Genomic DNA, 21,435 nt, shown 5'->3' on the forward strand with positions numbered 1-21,435 from the left:
AATATGGCAAAAGAATTAGTTGAATTCCGCAATTTAAAAACGCATTTTCAAACCTCCGCAGGAACCGTAAAAGCCGTCGACGATGTAAGCTTCAAAATCCGTGAAGGTGAAACACTGTGCGTGGTCGGTGAATCGGGCTGTGGTAAAAGCGTGACAGCCATGTCACTTATGCGTTTAATTGATACACCTCCTGTAGGAGGAGAAATTCTGTATGAAGGCAAGGACCTGCTGAAGATGAGCAAGCGTGAGATGAGCTTGATCCGTGGTAACGATATCGCCATGATCTTCCAGGAGCCCATGACCTCACTGAACCCGGTATTAACGATCGGGGAACAGATTGTAGAGCCGATTCTGCTGCATCAGCTCGTAGACCGTAAAGAAGCTAAAAAACGTGCCATCGACCTCATTAATCTGGTAGGAATACCGCGTGCGGAGAAGATTTTCGACTCCTATCCGCATGAGCTCAGCGGCGGTATGCGCCAACGGATTATGATCGCGATCGCACTCAGCTGTAATCCCAAGCTTCTGATTGCGGACGAGCCAACAACAGCACTTGATGTTACGATTCAGGCCCAAATTTTGGATTTGATGCGCGACATCAAGGGGAAGCTGAATACATCCATTATGCTGATTACGCATGACCTGGGGGTCGTAGCGGAGATGGCGGATTATGTTGTTGTTATGTATGCAGGAAAAGTCATTGAAGAAGCCCCGGTCATTGAGCTCTTCAAGCAGCCGAAGCATCCATATACCAAAGGACTTTTGAAAGCTAAGCCCATCATTAACCAGACTCAAGAACGTCTGTATTCGATTCCGGGACAGGTACCCAATCCGGTAGATCTTGGAGACAACTGTCATTTCCATGATCGCTGTGAATCGTGCATGCAGATTTGTAGAGAGAAGACACCTCCGCTCGGCACGGATCCTAACGGCCACAAGGTCGCCTGCTGGTTGTATGAAGAGGAGGGGAAAGCATAATGAGTCAAGCATTGATTGAAATTGATGGTTTGAAGAAATACTTTCCCATCACCGGTGGCATATTGCAGCGGACGGTGGGTAATGTAAGAGCCGTTGACGGAGTCAGCTTTACCATCAATAAAGGGGAATCCTTTGGGCTTGTAGGCGAATCTGGCTGCGGCAAAAGCACGATAGGTCGTACCATTCTCCGTTTGTTGGAGAAAACGGAAGGTAAAGTTATCTTTAATGGTCAGGATATCCATACATTATCCAAAGAGAAAATGCGTGCCCTGCGTCCGAAGATGCAGATCGTATTCCAGGATCCATTCAGCTCACTGAACCCAAGAATCAAAGTGGGCGAAGCCATCGGCGAAGCACTCATTGACCATGGGTTAGTTAATCGTAGAGAATTGAAAGACCGCGTGATTGAAACACTGGAAATTTGCGGCCTTGCCGCCTATCATTACGATCGGTATCCACATGAATTTTCCGGCGGTCAGCGTCAACGGATCGGGATTGCCCGCGCGTTGATTCTGAATCCCGACTTTATCGTAGCGGATGAGCCGGTATCTGCATTGGACGTATCGATTCAAGCGCAAATCATTAACCTGCTGAGTGATTTGCAGCGCGAGAAGCAGCTGACTTACTTGTTCATTTCTCATGATCTCAGTGTTGTAGAGCATTTGTGCAACCGAATTGGGGTAATGTATCTGGGATCGATGGTAGAATTGGCAAGCAAGGAAGAGCTGTTCCGCAACCCGCTGCATCCGTATACGAAAGCATTGCTGTCTGCCGTGCCGGTACCGGACCCAACGCTGAAGCGCGATCGGATCGTACTGAAAGGCGACATCCCAAGCCCGGCGAACCCGCCATCCGGGTGCAAGTTCCATACTCGCTGTCCGCTGGCTTCAGACCTGTGCAAACAGCAAGTGCCGGAATACCGCGATGTAGGCAATAATCACTTTGTTGCTTGTCACTACGCTTAATAAGACTCTTCAAATCTAGGTTTTCTGACAGCAATTAGCGTGATGATTAGAAGATTTACACATTCATAGAAGGACTTCCTATCGTCTGCGGACGGTTGGAGGTCCTTTTCGTTTTCCGGGCACATTCGTTTTGTTTTACAAAAATTTCTATACGATAAATTCAAAAAAAAGCAGACCAAATGCCCCTTTCAACCGTCTATAACTATGGAGGGCTAATTCTATGAAAAAACGGTGGCTTTGGTTGGTCATGATGTTGTTAATGATCGTCCCGATTGTGGCGGTTGTCATAGGAAATATAGAACGAGCGGGGTTTAAGCCGAAGGTGGACGCGCGAGCGGTTGTCTTAATGGATTTAAACACCGGGCGTATTTTGCTTAGCAAAAATGGCGATATCCCCTTACCGCCTGCAAGCATGTCAAAGCTGATGACCGAGTTGGTTATTCTGGATGATATCAAAACCGGGAAGAGATCCTGGGACGATGAAGTCATAATAAGCGATCTCGCAGCGGACGTCAGAGGGGTTAAGATTTCCCTGAAATCGGGCGAAATTTTGACGGTGCGCGAATTGTTCCAGAGCATAACGGTGTATTCGGCGAATGATGCCGCCGTAGCACTTGCCGAGCATTTTGCGGGCTCCGAGGAAGCGTTTGTCCGGAAGATGAATGCCAAGGCCAAAGAGATTGGTTTATCCAGCGCGACACGATTCGTAAACGCGTCGGGAGTCGAGCGAGACACAGCCAACGATCAAGTCTGGACAACGGATGAAGAAACGGTGATGACCGCAGAGGATACAGCCAAACTGGCTGCGCATTTGATTCGAAGCCACCCCGATATTCTAAGCACCTCCAGCAAGACTCAAACGAAGATAAGTGGACGGAATTTATATTTAAGCAACACCAATTGGATGCTGCCATCGCTAGGGGGCCCTTATTCCTATGAAGGCACCGATGGATTAAAGGCAGGGTACACGGTGAATGCAGGATACTGTTTCACGGGTACCGCGGAGAAACAAGGCAGTCGGCTTGTTGCCGTAGTCATGGGTACCGAGTCCAAAGAAGCAAGATTTGAAGAGACACGCAAGCTGTTTGACTACGGATTCGCTAAAACGTTAACATGGAAAGAGCGGCTGGATGACTGGTTTCAATATTCGGGAATCTCAGCCGCGATTACGCGTGATAAGAGACCTGTTTAGCGGATCGATGAAGATTTGGTAGATTTATAGAACTGCCCGTGAAGGGTTCACATTTGACAATAATCTGGTTTACAATAGATGATGTGTGAAACTGGCCTACTGATATGAAGTGAGTCAACGGGAGGAGTTCCCGTTTAATAAGGAAGGAGGGTGAGCCAAGTAGCTTGGGGTGCAAGCAAGGACCTTTAACGATCTGACTTATCCATTAATTTATTTTATAATAAAGAAGGAATTGAACTCATGAAGAGGAAATCAATATATATTACTCTCGCTTTGGTCATACTGCTTGGCTCAACCGCGTTTCTGTTCAGAACGCAGCTAGCGGTTGTAGCATTTGATCTGTTCATGGCAAAGGATGTAGAGGAATCATTGCAGAAATCGTATAAACCGCTCCAAAGCGACAAGACACCCGAACCTGTCGTGCTCCAGAGCGAGCCGTTCTCGGTTATGCTGCTCGGGAGTGACCAGCGTGAGGATGAACCTGCGCGTTCGGACACGCTGATCTATGTGGTTGTACGCCCCATGGAGTCCAAAGTGCTCTTAATTTCGGTTCCAAGGGACACGTATGTCGATATTATCGGTAAGGATAAGAAAGACAAGATTAACCACGCGTTTGCATTTGGCGGTCATCAAATGGCCAAAGATACGATGGAGGCATTTTTCGAAGAAGAGCTTGATTATTATGCTTCCATTAATTTTCAGGGCTTGAAGGATGTTGTTGATGCTATTGGGGGCGTGGAGCTGCCGATCGGCAAGGATATCGTCAATAAAGGCAGAGACCATGAGAAATTCACGATTGAAGCCAACAAACCGATTTATAACGGCGAGGAAGCTTTGAATTATGTCCGTTATCGAGAAGATAGCGACTTTAATCGTGCGAAGAGACAGCAAGTGTTTTTGGACGTAGCGGCCAAGCGGGTGATGAAGCTTGATCAGATCGGCAAGGTGCCTGAATTGATTGAGATCATGGGAGATAATTTCCAGACCGATATGCAGCCTAAGTTCATTATTGACCTGGCAAAGCAGATGCTAACCGGGGGCAAAGTGGATATGACCAGCTATACGATCATGGGGGAAGGCATGAAAATTGGCGGCGTCTATTACAATGAGCCTGACATGGAAGACGTGCAGGAGGCCCGGGATCTGATTGACAGCTGGATGAACCCGGATACACCGGCTGACCAGCTGCTGCAGCCCAAAGATGCTGAGAAGCAAAAGTTGAAATAAATAAACACCGGTCCACCCGGATGATGTCATAGTACGTTGCTTCATCTCAATCAGCAGTCGGATGGCTGCTGATTTTGTGCCCTATACAAGGAATCAGAACGACGAAGTTAACGTATGTATGAGTATGGATAGGGGAAGGAGTAACCTGCATACCTAGGCTTTAAATCAGGAAGGTTACTTAACATGACTTCAGAAGTTGGAGTCATAAGGAGGATAATGCATTATGAATATCGCTTTTTTTCTATTACCCAAGCAGGAAGTGATCTGTTTAACACTGGATTCTACGCTCAGGCAGACGCTGGAACGGATGGAGTTTCACCGATATACGGCCGTGCCCGTACTGGATAAGAACGGCCAGTATGCAGGGACTGTCACGGAAGGTGATCTGTTGTGGCACATGAAGAATTCAGAAGGCAAAATCACTTTTGAGAACGCTTCGAAATTTTTGTTGAAGGATGTTCCTTTTCGTATGGACATCAAGCCGGTGTCGATTGACGCCCGGATGGAGGATCTGATTAATCTGGCCAAGGTGCAGAACTTTGTGCCTGTGGTGGACGATATGAACCGCTTTATCGGCATTGTACGCAGAAGCCTCATTATTGAGTACTGTGAACGATTTGTCTCCAAGGAGACGGTGGAGTCCCACGGTGCATCATAATCAAGTAGGCTCGTAAAATAATCAAGGGCGTGGGACCACGATCACAATGTGGATAACACGCCCTATTTTTGTAGAAGCGAGGCAGCAGTGCAAGAGCGGGGAGGAATAAGCGGGGTCCGATTGGAGTACAAAGAGAAGGTGGGTTATCGTTTGCTTACTGGGACTAAGGATGGACAAGGGGCACGGGGCCTTTGTGTGGGCGGCTTTTTTTTATGCTATAATGGAGAATAAAGCTGTTTTCAGGGAGAGATGGATATGCCAAATATGCCGAAGGACTTGGATGTAGCTAAACGCGCCAAAGTGATTGAATGGCTCAAAACCGAAGTAATTGACAATGTATCCCGGTTATTCAAAGCTCTATGGGAAGGCAGCACTACAAAGGTTGGAGACAGTTTGGTAAGCCTGATGATGAGCTCATACATACTGGGCCGAAGGCTCGGCTTGACCTATCGGGATTTGGATGATCTCTTGTTAGAGAAATTGAAAAAGCATAAGCAGGAAGGACATCAGCTGGAAGATTGGTACCAGGATATTTCCGCGCTCGAAGAACATTTGCGTAAGAGGTGAACATATTGAAACTGCGCTGGACCACGGCGGTATGGAGCGTTATTTATTTGCTTCTGCTGCTATCACTACTCACACCCTTTTCGATCGTAACGGCTTTCTTGTTAATTCTGCCGGTTGCGATTCTGTTTACGGCTTTGAATACAAAATCATTTATCATGCATGTGGTGCCGGTATGGCTGATCGCGCTTCTGATTCATCCCATTTATGTGTTATTTGCGATCTATTTTGCCGTTCCAGGAATTGTCATGGGGTATTTGTACCGGAAGCGGAAGGCAGCCATGCAGGTATTGAAGTACGGCATGGCTGTCATGCTGGTGGAAATGCTCCTTCTGCTCATGATCAGCACAGCCTTCTTCCAATTAAATCTGTCGGAGTATGTGGATGAGATTGTGAAGATGACGACCGCTCCGCTCACTGAGATGGGTGTAGAAGGAGGTCTGGGAGGACAGTTCCTTGGCACCGAACTCGATACACAGTTCATTAAAGATCAAACGATGCGCCTGGTTCCATTTGCGATGATTATCAGTTCGTTCCTTATGACGGTGGTAACCCATGCTTTGGCTCGTCCTACACTGGGCAGCATGGGCTTGTCCGTGCCGCGGCTGAAGCCGGCTAGAGAATGGATGCTGCCGCGTTCCCTGATCTGGTACTACTTGCTCATTTTTTTCATCAACATGGCAACCGTCAATTCGGACAATACCTTCATGAAGATGATTGTGGCAAACGCCACGCCTTTGCTGCAGATTTGCTTCATGATCCAAGCGCTGGGGTTCTTCTACTATCTCGCTCACGAACGGAAGTGGCATCCGATTGTACCGCTTTTGACGGCTATACCGATTGTGCTGTTCCCGCCGGCTATGATTATCGGAATCCTGGACTTGGCGTTTCCACTTCGTCAGGCGTTTAGTAAAACCAAAAGATAGGGTGATGAGTCATGCCTAAATTTCTGCAGAAGCGCTGGCACGGCTATCATACCGTCTGGGCGTTTGCGCTGGTGCTTCTGCTTGTTATTTTTCTGTCGTTCTACAATACCATTCTGGGGCTGGTCGGGCTGCTGCTTGCGGTGGTAGGCGGCTATGCGATGCTGAAGACGGAGATGAAATTCCGCCGCGAGCTGGTGGATTACATTGGAGATCTGTCATTTCGAATTCAGCGGGTCGAGGGCGAAGCTGTCAGCGTGCTGCCATTTGGCATTGTGCTGTACAGCGAGGACAAGACAGTGGAGTGGCATAACCAATTCGTGGTCAATATGTTTCCGCATCAGTCGTTGGTCGGCGTCTCCTTACAGGAGTTGTTTCCCCAACTGGTTGTAGCGATAAGGGAAGCCCAAGAGAAGAAGGATAACAAGGAGAAGCTGCCGAAGGAAATTCGTCTGGAGATCTCCCACGAGGATAAGTTCTATGGAGCAACGGTCATTCCGGATGAGCGACTGATCTATCTGGATGAGATTACCGAGCTGGCCGTGCTGAGGCAGCGGTATGAGGATGAGCGATTGGCCTTGGGCATTATCATGATGGATAACATCGATGAGGCCTCGCAGGGGATGGATGATCAACAGCGGACGGCATTGATTGCGAAGGTAACCAGTGAGATCACCGATTGGGCGCGTGAATTTAACGTCTATTTGCGGAGACTTTCCTCAGACCGCTATTTGATGATGCTGAACCACAGGTCGCTCGATGCGCTGGAGAACAGCCGTTTTCTCATCTTGGATGAGGTCCGGGAGATGACGGCGGATCTGAAGGTACCGTTAACGCTAAGCGTTGGTCTTGCTTTCGGTTCAGACGACATTACGGAGCTGGGGCAGCTGGCCCAATCCAGTTTGGATATGGCGCTGGGCCGCGGCGGAGATCAGGCGGCTGTCAAAGCGGGTCAGAGGCTCTCTTTCTATGGCGGTAAATCCAATGCCGTGGAGAAACGAACGCGCGTAAGAGCACGCGTCATCTCCCATGCGCTGCGTGATTTGATGCAGGAGAGCGACAAAGTGATCATTATGGGCCATAAGCTGCCGGATATGGACGTGGTCGGCGCTGCAATCGGCGTGCTGAAAGCAGCCCAGATGTATAAAGTGGAGGCTTATATCGTGATGGAGGGAATGAATCCGTCCATTTCGAGGCTTATGGAAGAGGTCCGGAAGGACGAAGCCTTGATGAACCGATTCATCTCCACCGAACAAGCGATGCAGATGATGACAGAGCATACACTGCTCGTTGTTGTGGATACGCATAAAGCCTCCATGACGATGGAGCCGCGGCTGGTTCATCGTGCAAGCCGGGTCGTTGTGATGGATCATCACCGACGCGGGGAAGAGTTTATTAACGACGCAGTGCTGATCTATCTTGAACCGTATGCCTCTTCAACCTGCGAGCTGGTTACGGAGGTGCTGCAGTATATTCATGAACGGGTATCCCTTACGCCGGTTGAGGCGACGGCTTTATTGGCGGGGATCACGGTGGACACCAAGCATTTTGCCCTCCACACGGGATCGAGAACGTTTGAGGCTGCCGGTTTCCTGCGGCGTCACGGAGCCGATACGATGATGATTCAGCGGGTGCTCAAGGAAGATCTGACAGAATTTATAGCGAAGGCAGAAATCGTGAAACATGCTAAAATGGTATATGACCATATCGCCATTGCGGTATCGAAGAGCGGGGAGCCTATGCCGCAGCTATTGATCGCTCAAGTAGCGGATATGCTGCTGAATATGACGGATGTGCAGGCATCGTTTGTTATTAGCGAACGCACAGACGGCAAGATTGGCATTAGCGCTCGCTCCATGGGCAAGATGAATGTTCAGATGATTATGGAACGTCTCGGGGGAGGCGGACATTTAACGAACGCCGCAGTACAACTGGATACGACGCCTGAGAAAGCCGAGGAGAAGTTGATGGAAGTACTGAAGGACATCGAAGCGAAAGAGGGGTTATTTGAATGAAAGTCATTTTCATAAAAGATATGAAGGGTCAAGGCAAGAAAGGCGAAGTGAAGGAAGTTTCGGAAGGATACGCAACGAACTTCCTGATTCCGCGGGGAGTCGCTCGTCCGGCAACCGACGGTAACATGAAGACGCTGGAGCAGCAGCAGGCTTCCGAGGAGAAGCGTAAGGCTCAGGAGAAGGAAGAGGCGCAGGCGCTCGGCAAAAAGCTGGAAGAGATGACGGTTGTCCTGAAAGCTAAAGCTGGAGAGGGCGGCCGTTTGTTCGGGGCCATCACCAGCAAACAAATTGCTGAAGCTCTGGCAGGACAGAAGATCAAAATCGACAAACGCAAAATTGAACTTAGCGATCCGATCCGCAGTCTGGGTGTTACCCAGATTCCGGTGAAGCTGCACCCTGACGTCAAGGCGACGCTCAAGGTTCAAATTACGGAGGAGTAATATGGGAGGAGAACTCTATTTCGATCGGGTCCCCCCGCAGAACCTTGAGGCAGAGCAGGCGGTGCTGGGTGCCATTCTGCTGCAAAGTGAAGCGCTGATTACAGCGATGGAGCGGGTGCAGGCCGAGGACTTCTACGACAAAACGCATCAGATGATCTATGAAGTAATGGTGCAGCTCGGGGAAGGCAATCAACCGATCGATCTGGTGACCCTTACATCTCTCCTGCAAGATAAAGGGCAGCTGGAAGAGGTCGGAGGCGTCAGCTATTTAGCCAAGCTGGCTCATGCGGTCCCGACGGCTGCGAACGTAGATTATTACGCCCAGATCATCGAAGAGAAATCGATGCTGCGGCGGTTGATTCGAACCGCAACACAAATTGTCAGTGAAGGATATACCGGAGGGGAAGATGTATCCGGTATGCTCAGCGAGGCGGAGCGCCGCATTCTCGAGATTTCCAATCGACGCACAGGCAGCGGATTTATTGCGATCCGCGATGTGCTGATGGAAGTGTTCGAGAAGGTGGAGGTTCTCCATCAGAACCGGGGGAACACAACGGGAATTCCATCCGGGTTCGTGGACTTGGACAAAATGACAAGCGGATTCCAGCGCAACGACTTGATCATCGTAGCTGCCCGTCCTTCCGTAGGTAAAACCGCATTTGCATTGAATATTGCCCAGAACGTGGCGATTCGTGCCAAGGAAACCGTAGCTATCTTCAGTCTGGAGATGTCGGCGCCGCAGCTCGTACAGCGTATGATCTGTGCTGAGGCTAACCTGGATGCCGGCGTCATGCGTAACGGGGATTTCAAAGGTGATGAGGATTGGTCCAAGCTTACGATGGGCATTGCCGCTCTGTCGGAAGCTGAGATTTACATTGATGATACACCAGGCGTAACGGTTGCTGATATTCGTGCGAAGTGTCGTCGTCTGAAGAAGGAGAAGGGGCTCGGCATGATCCTGATCGATTACCTCCAGCTCATTCATGGACGCGGCAAGGCCGGGGAGAACCGGCAGCAGGAGGTATCCGAGATCTCGCGTACGCTTAAACAAATCGCCCGTGAGCTCGAAGTGCCGGTTATTGCGCTGTCACAGCTCAGCCGGGGCGTGGAGCAGCGTCAGGATAAGCGTCCGATGATGAGTGACCTTCGGGAATCCGGTTCGATCGAGCAGGATGCCGATATCGTTGCGTTCTTATACCGGGATGATTATTACAATCAGGAAACCGAGAAGAAGAACATCATCGAGATCATCATTGCCAAACAGCGTAATGGTCCTGTAGGTACGGTGGAACTGGTCTTCTTGAAGAACTTTAATAAATTCGTCAATTACGAGCGAACGCATGCCGACGCCTTCGCTGCTGGATGACGACGATACAGATTAGCCGCGATTCTAGGGTGTCTTAACGAAATACGAGGCTTCTTTAACAAAGTTCGGAGATCAGGCAGATACCTGCCGCTGGCTGTAAGTTAAGGGCATTTCTTAAGATATCAAGTATAAACCTCGAAGCTTGGGCCTTCCTGATATCGCAAGAAAAACTACCTCTAACCGCGGTCTCTCTTCTGAGAAAGTACGTCGACAGTCGTTTTCTTATGGAGATTCCCCGAATAATGCTGCAATCATTCGATAATCTCGTCCTAATTCCGAACAATCGTACACACTGATGTGCGATTGTTCGTTTTTGTATTTGACTTTAAAAATGGGGACTGTTACACTGGTATTGCTGCTTTAGTGCAGTGGGGTTGAATTTTAATCATCATGTAGAGGTTATTTCATCAGTGTTTCGCGAAATATTAAGGGTGTAACAGCCCGGGCGGAGGAATGAATATGTCAACGGTAGTCGTTGTGGGAACACAATGGGGAGATGAAGGGAAAGGGAAAATCACGGATTATTTGGCGGAAAGCGCTGACGTGGTAGCCCGTTACCAAGGCGGCAACAATGCCGGCCACACCATTCTGATTGACGGTAAAAAATTCAAGCTTAGCTTGATTCCATCCGGAGTATTCTATAAAGATAAAACCTGTGTGATCGGAAACGGTATGGTCGTTAACCCGGCTGCACTTATTGAAGAGATTAATTATATTCATGATAACGGGTTCAGCACGGATAATCTGGTAATCAGTGATCGTGCTCATGTTATCATGCCTTATCATATGGTATTGGATGCTCTGGAAGAGGACCGTAAAGGTCCGAACAAAATCGGTACGACCCGCAAGGGAATCGGCCCTTGCTACATGGATAAAGCGGCACGTAACGGCATCCGGATCGCAGATCTGATGGATGCGGAAGAGTTCGAACTGAAACTTCGCCATATGGTGAAGGAGAAGAACCAAGTGATTACCCAGGTATATGGCGGGGAAACGCTCGATGTTGAAGAGATTCTGAGGCAATACCTGGAGTATGCCGAAATTATTCGTAAATATGTGCGTGATACTTCCGTCGTCCTGAACGATGCGATCGATGAGAATCAAAAAGTATTGTTTGAAGGTGCGCAGGGCGTCATGCTGGACATCGACCAAGGTACGTATCCGTTCGTAACCTCCTCGAATCCTTCTGCCGGCGGTGTATGTATCGGTTCCGGTGTAGGACCATCGAAGATTCAGCAGGTGATCGGGGTGGCTAAATCCTACACGACGCGTGTAGGGGATGGACCTTTCCCGACGGAGCTGGACAATGAAATCGGTGAGTACATTCGTGAAAAAGGACATGAATACGGCACGGTAACCGGACGTGCTCGCCGCGTAGGCTGGTTCGATAGCGTAGTTGTACGCCATGCCCGCCGCGTGAGCGGAATTACCGGCTTGTCCCTGAACTCGCTGGATGTGCTGAGCGGTCTTGAGACCGTTAAGATCTGTACCGCATATAAATTCCGCGGTGAGGAGATTACGCACTACCCGGCCAGCTTAAAAATGCTTGCGGAGTGCGAAGCAATCTATGAAGAGCTGCCAGGCTGGAACGAAGACATTACCGGAGCAAAAACGCTGGAGGATCTGCCGGAGAACACCCGTCGCTATGTCGAGCGCGTGTCCGAGCTGACCGGCATTCCGATTGCCATCTTCTCTGTTGGCCGCAACCGGGAGCAGACGAATCAAGTGCTTCCGATTTACGAGAAATAATCAGGGTTGGACCATGAATAGAAAGACTAGAAGTTCAACGTTTAGATAAGTCTATAAACCTGCCGATGATATTATCGGCGGGTTTTTCTTTTTGGTAAAGAAAAAGAAAGTGGAGACCAGAGCGTATCATGAGATAACAGTGACACCCTAAAGGTGGAAGAATTTGTCCCTTCATTTGAAGGATATTATCCCTTAGTCGAATGTCCATCCACCCTATAATGGAGAGAGACATAGAGGACAGCACGCTGAACATTTGGAATTGGGGCTATAGGCAGCGGGTATATGCAGTCAGATCAACGTAGGGGGGACAGAAGCCATACGAATCCCATGAGGCGTATGGCCTTCTTGAGAGCTGGAGAGGTACACGATCCAGCATAATAAAAACCGGATTCATCTACTAGGTTGCTAGGATGAATCCGGTTTTTTCATTCTATAGCAGAGTGGGAGATCGCTGTTCGGATAACTTGCCATCCTCGATATAAATGATCCGATCACATAAATCGAGCATGCGCTTGTCATGCGTGACCATGACGGCGGCTTTCTGGCGCAGCTTGACCTCATCGGCGAGCATTTGAACTACGGTTCGGCCGCGCTCCGAATCCAGACTTGCGGTTGGCTCGTCTGCCAGAATGAGCTCCGGATTGTTCATCCATGCCCGGGCAATGGCAACACGCTGCCGTTCGCCGCCTGATAAGCTCTCAGGGTAATGAAACCTGCGGTGCGATAAGCCCAGCCGATGAAGCAGATCATCCGCCCGCTGCTGCGGCTCCTGGCCGTGCTGTCCTGCCAGTTTGGCAATCAAGAGGAGCTGATCGCGGACAGCCAGATAAGGAATCAGATTGGAGGATTGAAAGACAAATCCGATATGGTTCAGCCGCAGCGCATTCAATTTTTTGGCGGATAGCCTTGTAACCTCCTGATCACCCATCCATATTCTTCCGCGGGTAGGGGATAGAAGTGCCCCTGCAATGGAGAGAAAGGTGCTTTTGCCCGAACCGGAAGGTCCGACCACCGCGACGAATTCCCCACCCTTGATATCCAGCGAAATGTTGTCCAGTACTTTAACGGAGGTGTCCCCGTCACCGAATTCTTTGCTCACCTGATCCATCAACAGCTTGGATGATGTCATTATGCAGCCCTCCCGATAGCTTCGATTGCATCGATCTTGATGACCCGATATAGCGACAATAGCGATCCCATCAGGGAAACCGCCAGGAACAGCAAGGAACAGAGCAGAACGACCGAAGGCGTTAACGAAAAGGGCACGATGCCGGACAACAGGAGCGAAACCCCGTAAGTCAGGCCGATGCTGATCGCAAGACTGACGATGGTAAGGGTCAGGACCTGAAAGATCAGACTCCTCACCAGATAGCCGGTCCCCGCACCGATGGCTTTCAGGACGCCGAACTGATTCATTTTCTGAATCGTCATGACGTAGAAGAACACGGCCAGCACGAAGGCTGCGATCACAAACAGGAACACAATCATCATGATAAGTGAACCCTGCTCCTCCTGAAAACCGGGAATTCCCTGCAGGGCTTCCTCTTTCGTGATAATCTCGATGCCGGATACGTCCCGGGCCAAGGCCTCCTTCTGTACCGGAGTTCCTTTCCAAGCGATGGCATTATAGATAGGCGCTAGCTTTGCCGGGTTTGGTTGAAGCGTCTTCCATCCCTCAAAGTTCATGTGAATGACCGGGGCATGACTGAAGGATTGTCCCTCCGTAAAGGCCGCAATCGTAAACGTGGCGCCTGTAGCCTGATCCACGATCCGGTCGCCCAGCCGGTACCCGTCCTCTTTCAAGGAGCGGTCGGCCATCACAAGGCCGGCATCCGTATTGCTAATCATGGTGCCTTCAACGACTCGGGGTGCTAGCATGCTCTCCACATCAATGGCAAAAAAGGCCGCATCGAATTTGGCCGCGGAGCCTTCCTTGGTCAAGGTGTTCATGCGTATGCCGAGCGGGGTGGCCGGGTTTCCACCCGGGCGGCTCTGCACTTCGTTCCAGATCTCGCCGGTTAGCACGGAACGATTGATCCGATGATCGGATCCCTCCTGAAGCACCAGGTAGTCGGCTTTCATATTTTGTATGGAAGAGGCGTTATCGGAGGAGAGCCCCTGGGCCAATCCCGTCACGAACAGAACGAGCCAGGCAATCAGAACCATAATGAAGCCAATCAGCAGATAGCGCAGCTTCGCATGCTGAAGTTCACGCAGTGCAAGAAACATGTTTCCCATCTCCATTCCTAATCATTAAGCAGCACATCCCGCGGTTTTTAATCTCTGCGGGATATGCCCCAAGTATAGGAATGGATTATGAACAGAGCATGAACTTGAGATTAGGCTGCATTATACGTGAGGGAGGATCACGGTGAAGGTGGTTCCCTTTCCAGGCTGACTCGTGACTTCAATACGTCCGCCATGCAGTTCGACAATTTTCTGGGTAATGGATAAACCCAATCCGCTGCTGCCCTCGGAGCGGTCGCGAGCCTCATCCACGCGGTAGAACCGGTTGAAGATGTGGGGCAGGTGCTCTGGCGGAATACCAATGCCCGTATCGGAGATCTCGATGCGGCATTGTGTGTTGTGTTTGGTCACACGCAGGGAGATGGCGCCTTCAGGTGCGGTGAATTTAATGCTGTTGGTGATGAGGTTCGTCCATACCTGATGCAGGAGCTGTTGATCGCCATAGACATAGGTCGGCGGCAGCGACATATCGATGGTCAAATCTTTGCTGCGCCAGCTCCATTCGGTGTGGAACAGTACCTGCTTGATTTGCTCGGCCACGTCGAAGGTGGATTTATCGAGAATATTTTCTTCCTTATCCAGGGACGCCAGCATAAGCAGCTGTTTGCTGAGCTGGGACATCCGGCGACTTTCCGCCTCAATGATCGATAAGTAATGCTGCTGTTGTTCCTCGGACAAGCGCTTGGTTTGCAGCGTTTGCGAGAAGCCCTGAATGGAGGCCAGCGGCGACTGGATTTCATGCGAGACATTGGATACAAACTCCTGGCGCATCTGCTCCAACTGCGCTAGTCCTTTGGCCATCTGGGAAAAATGGTCCGCAAGCTGCCCCAGCTCGTCACGCCGGGTAACGTTCAGCTTAATGTCATATTGGCCCTGCGCCACGCTCTGGGTGGCCTCGGTTAACTTCACGATCGGTTTCACGATATAGCGCGTAATAATGCCGACAAGCAGGATGCTCAGCAGGATGGCAATGACCATGATGATGGAGAAGAAGATACGCATCTCCCCGAACTGGACGGTAATATCGGGCCTGATGAAGAGTGCGTGAGGGCTGCCTTCTACCTGTATGGGGATGCCGATGGAGTTGCTTAGGACATTGTCGAAAAAGCCGGTGATGAACAGCTCCGACGGAAACTCCGCGATGCCATGGTACACCTTCCCGTTCAGCACCTGCCGCACCGTTTCGGGCGAAAGGTCCTGTTCACGGAACATGCCGCCATAGAACCACTCCTTGCCTTGATCGTTCACCAAATAGAATTGATAACCGAGCTGTCCGATGTGATGGAGATAATCATGGATGTCCGTCTCCGGGTGGCTGTCATAAAAGTCCCCGATATCCTTGGCCATGGTGGTGACCTTCTGATCGTTAAAGGGCTTGAGATTGTACTGGTAGTAAAGATTAGACAGCACAAAAGCAATCAAGCTGCTGATCACCATGATGGCGATGGTGGTGAGGACGATGCGCGAATGGAGGGTTTTCACTGCGGCGCCGCCTCCAATTTATACCCTACGCCCCGGATGGTCCGTATCCGGAAATCGCCGCTTCGGTCCGCGAAGCGTTCCCGGAGTCGTTTGATATGGACGTCAACGGTCCGGTCATCTCCGTCAAAATCCGTTCCCCAGATGAGCTGAATCAGCTCCTCGCGCGAGAACGTCCGGTCCGGATAGCTCGCAAGCTGGGAGAGCAGCTCAAACTCCTTCATCGGCAGCATCAGTACCTTTCCGTGTCCTTGAACCTCGTAGCTTTTGCGGTCGATGGTTGTTTCGTTCAGACGGATTTTGTCTGCGCTGACCATTTGATACCGCCGCAGCAGGGCTTTGATTCGAAACAGCAGCTCCCTTGGTTCAAATGGTTTGGTTAAGTAGTCATCCGTGCCAACGGCATATCCCTTTTCCTTATCCACGAGCTGATCCTTGGCCGTCAGCAGAATGACGGGAACATCATAATAACGCCGGATTTCGTCGCAGAGCTGATAACCGTCCTTGTTCGGCATCATAACATCCACGACAGCCAGATGAACTTGTTCCTCTGCCAAGCGAGCAGAAGCTTCTTCCCCATCAGCAGCCGTAAACACCGTGTACCCTTCGGTTTGAAGATGATATTGCAGAAGTTCCCGAATATGCGCGTCGTCATCCGCGATTAATATATGAATCATTGCTAGATTGACCTCCTTCATGTGCAGTTCCGATTGACTATATATGTATCATAAATTCCCGTGTGCGGTCGATTGTACTCTCTATAGCACGGGAGTAGTGTGGCCTAAAACCAACCGAATCATGAAATATATCAGATGGAAGTAGAAAAAAAGAGGGAAAAGGGATTGAAGCGATTTCGAACCGTCAATACTGGAAAAAGAAAGAAATTATTGTCATGTCATTTCACCATGCATGAGATAGGAGGAAATTCGTATGAAGTGGACGAAATGGCTGCTGAAAATCAGCCTGACCGCCATCCTGGTGAGCACGCTCACGATTGTGACAACAGGCATCGTGGTCAATGCCTATATTCAATCGGTGTTGTCCAGTTTTAACATTCAGCTGGAGACGGAGCCTATGGGGGTTGGAGGTATTGTGAAGTCGATGTTCGGTATGGGCTCTGGTCCAAAGTCGGATATCGACAGCGTGAACGCCGCAAAGGATAACAACCAAGCAGAAGATAAGGATGCTGCGTCCGATGAACCGGCAACGGGAGCCGGCTCGGATCGTAATGGAGGGGCACAAGAGGACAACGAGGCGAATTCGAACCCGGCGGGAACGACGGATGAGTCACCAGCAGATGAAGAGGCGCCGGATAATTCCTTGCCAGTGATGGGCACGAACACGACAGAGTTGCCTGACGAGTCCTCCCTGGAAGATCAAGAGATTGTCATGACACCAGGGGAAATTGCCGATCGGAAGGACAGCTTGCCAACACAGGAGAAGGAAGAGATTTTTACCATGCTGATGAATAAGCTGCCCCAATCGGAAATGCAGAAGATCTCCGAGGCGATGGAGGACGGACTGACCGCAGCGGAACTTGCAGACATCGAGCAGGGCATATCCAAATATTTGAATGCAGAGGAATTCGATAAACTGATCACCATGCTCAAAGAATAACGGTATAACGGCGTTCAGGCCTGTTCTGTCACTGTTTTGTCACTGTCTTGCTAAGGTTATATATTAGGGAAAATGAGGAAACCCGCGCTGGGCGCGGGTTTTTCGCTGTTTTCGTAAACTTGAAATGATTGTTAAGGCTATGTTAAAGTATACGAAGATCGAAAAGGTTAAAATTTTGATACCTTTTGACAGGTTGTGTCATATTCAATGCTAAGTCAGCAAGTTCAAATGAACAGATTCTTACATATGAACAAGGCTTAAAGGAGAGAGACATGAAAGGTTCTAAGGGGAAACGGTGGATGGATAGCATCTTGCGTAAGCAAGCAGCCGACCATTCTGCCCACAACAACAACTCGAATCGTGAGCCCTCGGAGCCGTCGAATCCACAAAAACGGGGATGGACTTCGCCGCGCAGGTGGATTTGGATTTCGGCAGGGGCATTGCTCATAGCAGGATCAATATATACGGGCGGAAAAGCGTATGTAAACGCAAATACGATTCCGTTCTATCATGTGTATGTAGATGGAAAAGCGATTGGCACCATTCAAGATGATGCCCAGCTTGATCAGCTGCTTAAAGAGAAGCAGAAGGAATATCAAAAAGAGTACCCAGATGTACTTATGGTGCTCAATACCGACGGCATTACAACCAAAGCTGACCGTTCCTATAAACCGGAGGTGAACAGCGAGGAGACACTCCATAAGCTGGATAACCTGCTGAAGGCATATGCCCGCGGCGTGGAGCTGAAGGTGAACGGCAAGACGGTGGCGATCGTGAAAGATCAGCAGACGGCCAAGGCTGCCGTCGAAGCAGCCAAGCTGAAGTTCGCTCCGGCGGCTGCCCAGAAGGAGAAGACGCAGAGGGTCGCTTTCACGAAGACGTCGGCATCGGCATCGAGCAAGAAGAGCGGTGACGGAAGCGGGCTCCAGTCCGTGGACATTAAAGAGAACATCTCGCTGGCCAACACGAAGGCTGACCCGAACAAGGTGCTGGACGTGGAGGAAGCGGTGAAGGTGCTTACGGGCACGAAGGACAAGCCGGTGGTGTACACGGTGAAAGAGGGGGATACGATCTCTTCCATCGCACAACATTTCGGTATGAAGTCGGCTGACGTTATGGCGCTGAATCCCGGGCTGGAGGAGAAATACGTTCAGATCGGGGCCGAACTGCAAGTAACGAAGCCGGAAGCGCCGCTGACGGTAAGAACGGTAGAGACGGTATCGGAGAAGCAGCCAAGCAAGCCGGAAACGATTGTCCGCAAGAGCAGCGAGCTTCCACTTGGGAAACGAAAGGTCGTTCGTCCCGGACGGGATGGCGTCAAAACCGTGGATTATATCGTAACCAAAGAGAACGGGCAGGTTATCTCCAAGCAATGGACGGGCCAACAGGTGGTTCAGGAATCGCTGCCGGAAGTGGTGTACAAAGGCACCAAGGTAACGCCTAAGAAAAAAGCAGTAACGGTGACCCAGAAATCCGGCAGCAGCATGTTCGCATGGCCGGTCAGCGGCGCGCGGATTACGAGCCCCTACGGTCATCGCTGGGGAAGAAGCCATGAGGGCGTCGATCTGGTTGGCGGCAGCACGATTATGGCAGCCGCCTCGGGAAGAGTGGTCTTCGCCGGTCAGCAGAGCGGTTACGGCAACGTCGTCATTGTCGATCATGGCAATGGATATCGCACTCTGTATGGGCATATGCGCAAGATTTCCGTGAGCAACGGACAATCGGTTGGACAAGGCTCCAAGCTGGGCGTCATGGGGAATACGGGCCGTTCAACTGGAACTCACCTCCATTTCGAAGTGCAAAAAAATGGAGTTGCCCAAAATCCGATGAATTATCTGTAGTTCTGTGTTATACTAGGTAAACCAATGCGACATAAGCCATTATTGGTTCATATATCATAATAGTGAAGATGGCCGCTCCTTAACGGGGGCGGCCATCTTTGCGTCTTGCCAGTCGGAGTGGGGATGTGGGGCAGAACGGGAAATAATCTTTCCAGCCGCTGTTGTCCGCCCTTTGTCTGAATTGTATTTTATGTGGGGACAAAGGGCTCCCAAAGGCGTCTTCCAAGATATTTTCCCTTATCTGTCGAATCCATCCCCGTACATTCCGGCTAAGCTGCGAAGCGGGTGGCCGCCCCCTGAATCGGAGCGGTCGTAGGGAGTCGGAGTGGGGATGTGGGGCAGAACGGGAAATATCTTTCCAGCCGCTGTTGTCCGCCCTTTGTCTGAATTGAATTTTATGAGGGGACAAAGGGCTCCCAAAGGCGTCTTCCAAGATATTTTCCCTTATCTGTCGAATCCATCCCCGTACATTCCGGCTAAGCTGCGAAGCGGGTGGCCGCCCCCTGAATCGGGGCGGTCGTAGGGAGGCGGTGTGGGCGGGGCAGAACGGGAAAGTGTCTGCAGTGGGGGCGCAAGTGGTGTCCCTCGATAAGAATTATTCTCTTTTGTAGGCGTAGACTAGGAGATTAACCAACGATAGTATCACCACTGCAATAAACATCATAAAGGAAACAGCGTCGCCGCTGGTTCCTAATTCATCTGCAAGGTAACCTATTTGATAGGTCAGATGAGCGGATACTGCCAAACTAATAAGGGTAATTATTGCGATTGTAAAGCCATTGATTATTTTATGGCGATTCCGAAAAATCATGATGAACAATGAGATGATCAGAATGAGGATAAACAGAATATATATGGGTCTAAAATGAGTAACTATATTTGTACTTTCCATCCATATAACTCCTTCCTATATTTATAGATTGAGCTCTCATTCTTAACTTAAATAAAACGGATGAAACTCCCTTAAAGGATGATTCCATCATAATCCAGAAAAGTTATGAATTTCAACTATCGAGACGGTTTTACAAGAGCACGATCTTCATCATTTTAATCCGCGCACTCATAAAGCGAAAGGAGTCCTCTTCTCTTACGCCTGATCTGTTATTCATTCAAGATTATCATTAAAGTAGCCGCCCCCTGAATCAGGTGAGCTGTTAGGAGCTGTGGGTGTGTAGCGGCGGCAGGTGTGGTAAAATGGGAAGAAGACCGTTTAAGTGTGAGTTCAAAAAGTCAAACTTTCAGCACCGAGAAGGTTGGATGAAGCTAGGGATTGAGGAGCGGAGCGTACGTTATGGTACGTGAGCACCGGAAAGCCCGGCTGAATTCAAGATTCGATGTCGAGTGGCTACCGGTGCTGCTTCGTGATCAAAGAGGGACTTTTTGAACATCCTCTTTAAGTGAAGGTATGAGGTGAACAGGACGATGCAGGGAACCATTCTGGTGGTGGATGACGAACAACCCATCGCCGATATTTTAAAGTTTAACTTGGAAAAAGAGGGCTATGAGGTCATCTGCGCTTTTGATGGCATTAGCGCGGTAGAGATTGCACTCACGAAGCGGCCGGATTTAATGCTGCTTGATTTGATGCTGCCCGGAAAAGACGGAATGGATGTGTGCCGCGAGGTACGTGCCGCGAACCTGCAGATCCCGATCATCATGCTGACGGCAAAGGACGGGGAGATCGACAAGGTGCTGGGACTTGAGCTTGGTGCGGATGATTACGTGACGAAGCCGTTCAGCACCAGAGAAATACTGGCACGCGTGAAGGCGCATCTACGCCGTCAGCAAAAGCCGGACAACTCAGCGGATAACACAGGCGGCACAAGTGCAGGCGGACAAGGCCTGCGGCTGTTTGAGCTGTTTATTGATACCGATATGTACATGGTATACAAAAGCGGGGAAGCGCTCGACCTGACGCACCGCGAATATGAATTGGTGTATTATTTGGCCCGTAATGCCGGCAAAGTGATGACTCGTGAACATTTGCTGCAGGCGGTATGGGGGTTTGAATACTTTGGCGATGTGCGGACCGTGGATGTTACCATTCGCCGACTTCGTGAGAAGATTGAAGAGAATCCGAGTAAACCGGAATATATCCTGACTCGGCGCGGTCTGGGCTACCTGATGCGCAGCGCTAAAAACGGAGGCCTGTAATGAAGTGGCTGTCCTTCTTC

19 protein-coding genes are annotated in these 21,435 nt (G+C 50.1%); 14 read left to right on the plus strand and 5 right to left on the minus strand.

Annotated features, from left to right (window positions below; all coding sequences use genetic code 11):
- The first annotated feature begins 3 nt into the window (after positions 1-3).
- From ACETK5_RS27700 to ACETK5_RS27750, 11 genes are all read left to right on the plus strand, one after another.
- Positions 4-978: an ABC transporter ATP-binding protein gene (locus tag ACETK5_RS27700; RefSeq protein ID WP_100541322.1), complete on the plus strand. Its 975-nt coding sequence runs from the start codon at positions 4-6 to the stop codon at positions 976-978.
- The gene (locus ACETK5_RS27705; protein ID WP_100541321.1) at positions 978-1,943 is read left to right on the plus strand and encodes an ABC transporter ATP-binding protein; all 966 of its coding nucleotides are present in this window, start codon (positions 978-980) and stop codon (positions 1,941-1,943) included. The genes ACETK5_RS27700 and ACETK5_RS27705 overlap by 1 nt, the downstream gene beginning before the upstream one ends.
- 220 nt (positions 1,944-2,163) lie before the next feature.
- Positions 2,164-3,135, plus strand: coding sequence for a D-alanyl-D-alanine carboxypeptidase family protein (locus ACETK5_RS27710; RefSeq protein ID WP_326111316.1), 972 nt, complete (start codon positions 2,164-2,166; stop codon positions 3,133-3,135).
- Positions 3,136-3,375: 240 nt separating this feature from the next.
- A complete protein-coding gene (locus ACETK5_RS27715; RefSeq protein ID WP_394059143.1) occupies positions 3,376-4,362 on the plus strand; it encodes an LCP family protein in 987 nt (328 codons plus the stop codon).
- Between the two features lie 223 nt (positions 4,363-4,585).
- Positions 4,586-5,020, plus strand: a complete 435-nt coding sequence (locus ACETK5_RS27720; RefSeq protein WP_100541318.1) for a CBS domain-containing protein — start codon at positions 4,586-4,588, stop codon at positions 5,018-5,020.
- A gap of 264 nt (positions 5,021-5,284) precedes the next feature.
- On the plus strand, positions 5,285-5,587 hold the full coding sequence (locus ACETK5_RS27725; RefSeq protein WP_174819218.1) for a MazG-like family protein: 303 nt from the start codon (positions 5,285-5,287) through the stop codon (positions 5,585-5,587).
- Positions 5,584-6,510, plus strand: coding sequence for a DUF2232 domain-containing protein (locus tag ACETK5_RS27730; RefSeq protein ID WP_394059146.1), 927 nt, complete (start codon positions 5,584-5,586; stop codon positions 6,508-6,510). The genes ACETK5_RS27725 and ACETK5_RS27730 overlap by 4 nt, the downstream gene beginning before the upstream one ends.
- 11 nt (positions 6,511-6,521) lie before the next feature.
- The gene (locus ACETK5_RS27735) at positions 6,522-8,522 is read left to right on the plus strand and encodes a DHH family phosphoesterase (protein WP_100541316.1); all 2,001 of its coding nucleotides are present in this window, start codon (positions 6,522-6,524) and stop codon (positions 8,520-8,522) included.
- Positions 8,519-8,962 carry a 50S ribosomal protein L9 gene (gene rplI, locus ACETK5_RS27740; RefSeq protein ID WP_071219349.1) on the plus strand — a complete coding sequence of 148 codons (444 nt, stop codon included), beginning with the start codon at positions 8,519-8,521 and terminating at the stop codon, positions 8,960-8,962. Before ACETK5_RS27735 ends, rplI begins: the two co-directional genes overlap by 4 nt.
- Before the next feature lies 1 nt (position 8,963).
- Positions 8,964-10,328 (plus strand): replicative DNA helicase, encoded by a 1,365-nt coding sequence (gene dnaB / locus ACETK5_RS27745; protein WP_071219350.1) that lies wholly within the window; start codon positions 8,964-8,966, stop codon positions 10,326-10,328.
- A gap of 459 nt (positions 10,329-10,787) precedes the next feature.
- Entirely contained in the window at positions 10,788-12,077 is a 1,290-nt protein-coding gene (locus tag ACETK5_RS27750; RefSeq protein WP_394059148.1) for an adenylosuccinate synthase, read from the plus strand.
- A 430-nt stretch (positions 12,078-12,507) separates the two neighbouring features.
- On the opposite strand, the gene ACETK5_RS27755 is transcribed toward ACETK5_RS27750, so the two are convergent.
- From ACETK5_RS27755 to ACETK5_RS27770, 4 genes are all read right to left on the minus strand, one after another.
- Complete coding sequence (locus tag ACETK5_RS27755; RefSeq protein ID WP_326111314.1) at positions 12,508-13,206, minus strand: ABC transporter ATP-binding protein; 699 nt, start codon at positions 13,204-13,206, stop codon at positions 12,508-12,510.
- Positions 13,206-14,306 carry an ABC transporter permease gene (locus ACETK5_RS27760; RefSeq protein ID WP_394059150.1) on the minus strand — a complete coding sequence of 367 codons (1,101 nt, stop codon included), beginning with the start codon at positions 14,304-14,306 and terminating at the stop codon, positions 13,206-13,208. The genes ACETK5_RS27755 and ACETK5_RS27760 overlap by 1 nt, the downstream gene beginning before the upstream one ends.
- A 120-nt stretch (positions 14,307-14,426) precedes the next feature.
- Positions 14,427-15,806: a sensor histidine kinase gene (locus ACETK5_RS27765; protein ID WP_394059152.1), complete on the minus strand. Its 1,380-nt coding sequence runs from the start codon at positions 15,804-15,806 to the stop codon at positions 14,427-14,429.
- Positions 15,803-16,480, minus strand: a complete 678-nt coding sequence (locus ACETK5_RS27770) for a response regulator transcription factor (protein WP_100541311.1) — start codon at positions 16,478-16,480, stop codon at positions 15,803-15,805. The genes ACETK5_RS27765 and ACETK5_RS27770 overlap by 4 nt, the downstream gene beginning before the upstream one ends.
- Before the next feature lie 253 nt (positions 16,481-16,733).
- Here ACETK5_RS27770 and ACETK5_RS27775 point away from each other — a divergent pair, with 253 nt between their 5' ends.
- Together ACETK5_RS27775 and ACETK5_RS27780 are read left to right on the plus strand one after the other, a co-directional pair.
- On the plus strand, positions 16,734-17,420 hold the full coding sequence (locus ACETK5_RS27775) for a hypothetical protein (protein ID WP_394059155.1): 687 nt from the start codon (positions 16,734-16,736) through the stop codon (positions 17,418-17,420).
- A 272-nt stretch (positions 17,421-17,692) separates the two neighbouring features.
- On the plus strand, positions 17,693-19,261 hold the full coding sequence (locus ACETK5_RS27780; RefSeq protein ID WP_394059157.1) for a peptidoglycan DD-metalloendopeptidase family protein: 1,569 nt from the start codon (positions 17,693-17,695) through the stop codon (positions 19,259-19,261).
- A gap of 595 nt (positions 19,262-19,856) precedes the next feature.
- Here ACETK5_RS27780 and ACETK5_RS27785 read toward each other — a convergent pair.
- Entirely contained in the window at positions 19,857-20,153 is a 297-nt protein-coding gene (locus ACETK5_RS27785) for a hypothetical protein (RefSeq protein ID WP_076326590.1), read from the minus strand.
- A 530-nt stretch (positions 20,154-20,683) separates the two neighbouring features.
- Between ACETK5_RS27785 and yycF the strand changes: the two genes are divergently transcribed.
- Positions 20,684-21,415 carry a response regulator YycF gene (yycF, locus tag ACETK5_RS27790; RefSeq protein WP_071219355.1) on the plus strand — a complete coding sequence of 244 codons (732 nt, stop codon included), beginning with the start codon at positions 20,684-20,686 and terminating at the stop codon, positions 21,413-21,415.
- The last annotated feature ends 20 nt before the right edge of the window (positions 21,416-21,435 follow it).

It is taken from the genome of Paenibacillus ilasis (genome assembly GCF_043195395.1).
GTDB classification, from domain to species: domain Bacteria; phylum Bacillota; class Bacilli; order Paenibacillales; family Paenibacillaceae; genus Paenibacillus_AQ; species Paenibacillus_AQ lautus.

Bases quoted from the DNA above. Each gene is read 5' to 3' on its own strand.
- dnaB (WP_071219350.1), top strand. From the start codon at position 8,964: ATGGGAGGAGAACTCTATTTCGATCGGGTCCCCCCGCAGAACCTTGAG.
- ACETK5_RS27715 (WP_394059143.1), top strand. From the start codon at position 3,376: ATGAAGAGGAAATCAATATATATTACTCTCGCTTTGGTCATACTGCTT.
- ACETK5_RS27725 (WP_174819218.1), top strand. From the start codon at position 5,285: ATGCCGAAGGACTTGGATGTAGCTAAACGCGCCAAAGTGATTGAATGG.
- yycF (WP_071219355.1), top strand. From the start codon at position 20,684: ATGCAGGGAACCATTCTGGTGGTGGATGACGAACAACCCATCGCCGAT.
- ACETK5_RS27705 (WP_100541321.1), top strand. From the start codon at position 978: ATGAGTCAAGCATTGATTGAAATTGATGGTTTGAAGAAATACTTTCCC.
- ACETK5_RS27750 (WP_394059148.1), top strand. From the start codon at position 10,788: ATGTCAACGGTAGTCGTTGTGGGAACACAATGGGGAGATGAAGGGAAA.
- ACETK5_RS27775 (WP_394059155.1), top strand. From the start codon at position 16,734: ATGAAGTGGACGAAATGGCTGCTGAAAATCAGCCTGACCGCCATCCTG.
- ACETK5_RS27755 (WP_326111314.1), bottom strand. From the start codon at position 13,206: ATGACATCATCCAAGCTGTTGATGGATCAGGTGAGCAAAGAATTCGGT.
- ACETK5_RS27735 (WP_100541316.1), top strand. From the start codon at position 6,522: ATGCCTAAATTTCTGCAGAAGCGCTGGCACGGCTATCATACCGTCTGG.
- ACETK5_RS27710 (WP_326111316.1), top strand. From the start codon at position 2,164: ATGAAAAAACGGTGGCTTTGGTTGGTCATGATGTTGTTAATGATCGTC.
- ACETK5_RS27760 (WP_394059150.1), bottom strand. From the start codon at position 14,306: ATGTTTCTTGCACTGCGTGAACTTCAGCATGCGAAGCTGCGCTATCTG.
- ACETK5_RS27780 (WP_394059157.1), top strand. From the start codon at position 17,693: ATGAAAGGTTCTAAGGGGAAACGGTGGATGGATAGCATCTTGCGTAAG.
- rplI (WP_071219349.1), top strand. From the start codon at position 8,519: ATGAAAGTCATTTTCATAAAAGATATGAAGGGTCAAGGCAAGAAAGGC.
- ACETK5_RS27770 (WP_100541311.1), bottom strand. From the start codon at position 16,480: ATGATTCATATATTAATCGCGGATGACGACGCGCATATTCGGGAACTT.
- ACETK5_RS27785 (WP_076326590.1), bottom strand. From the start codon at position 20,153: ATGGAAAGTACAAATATAGTTACTCATTTTAGACCCATATATATTCTG.
- ACETK5_RS27720 (WP_100541318.1), top strand. From the start codon at position 4,586: ATGAATATCGCTTTTTTTCTATTACCCAAGCAGGAAGTGATCTGTTTA.
- ACETK5_RS27700 (WP_100541322.1), top strand. From the start codon at position 4: ATGGCAAAAGAATTAGTTGAATTCCGCAATTTAAAAACGCATTTTCAA.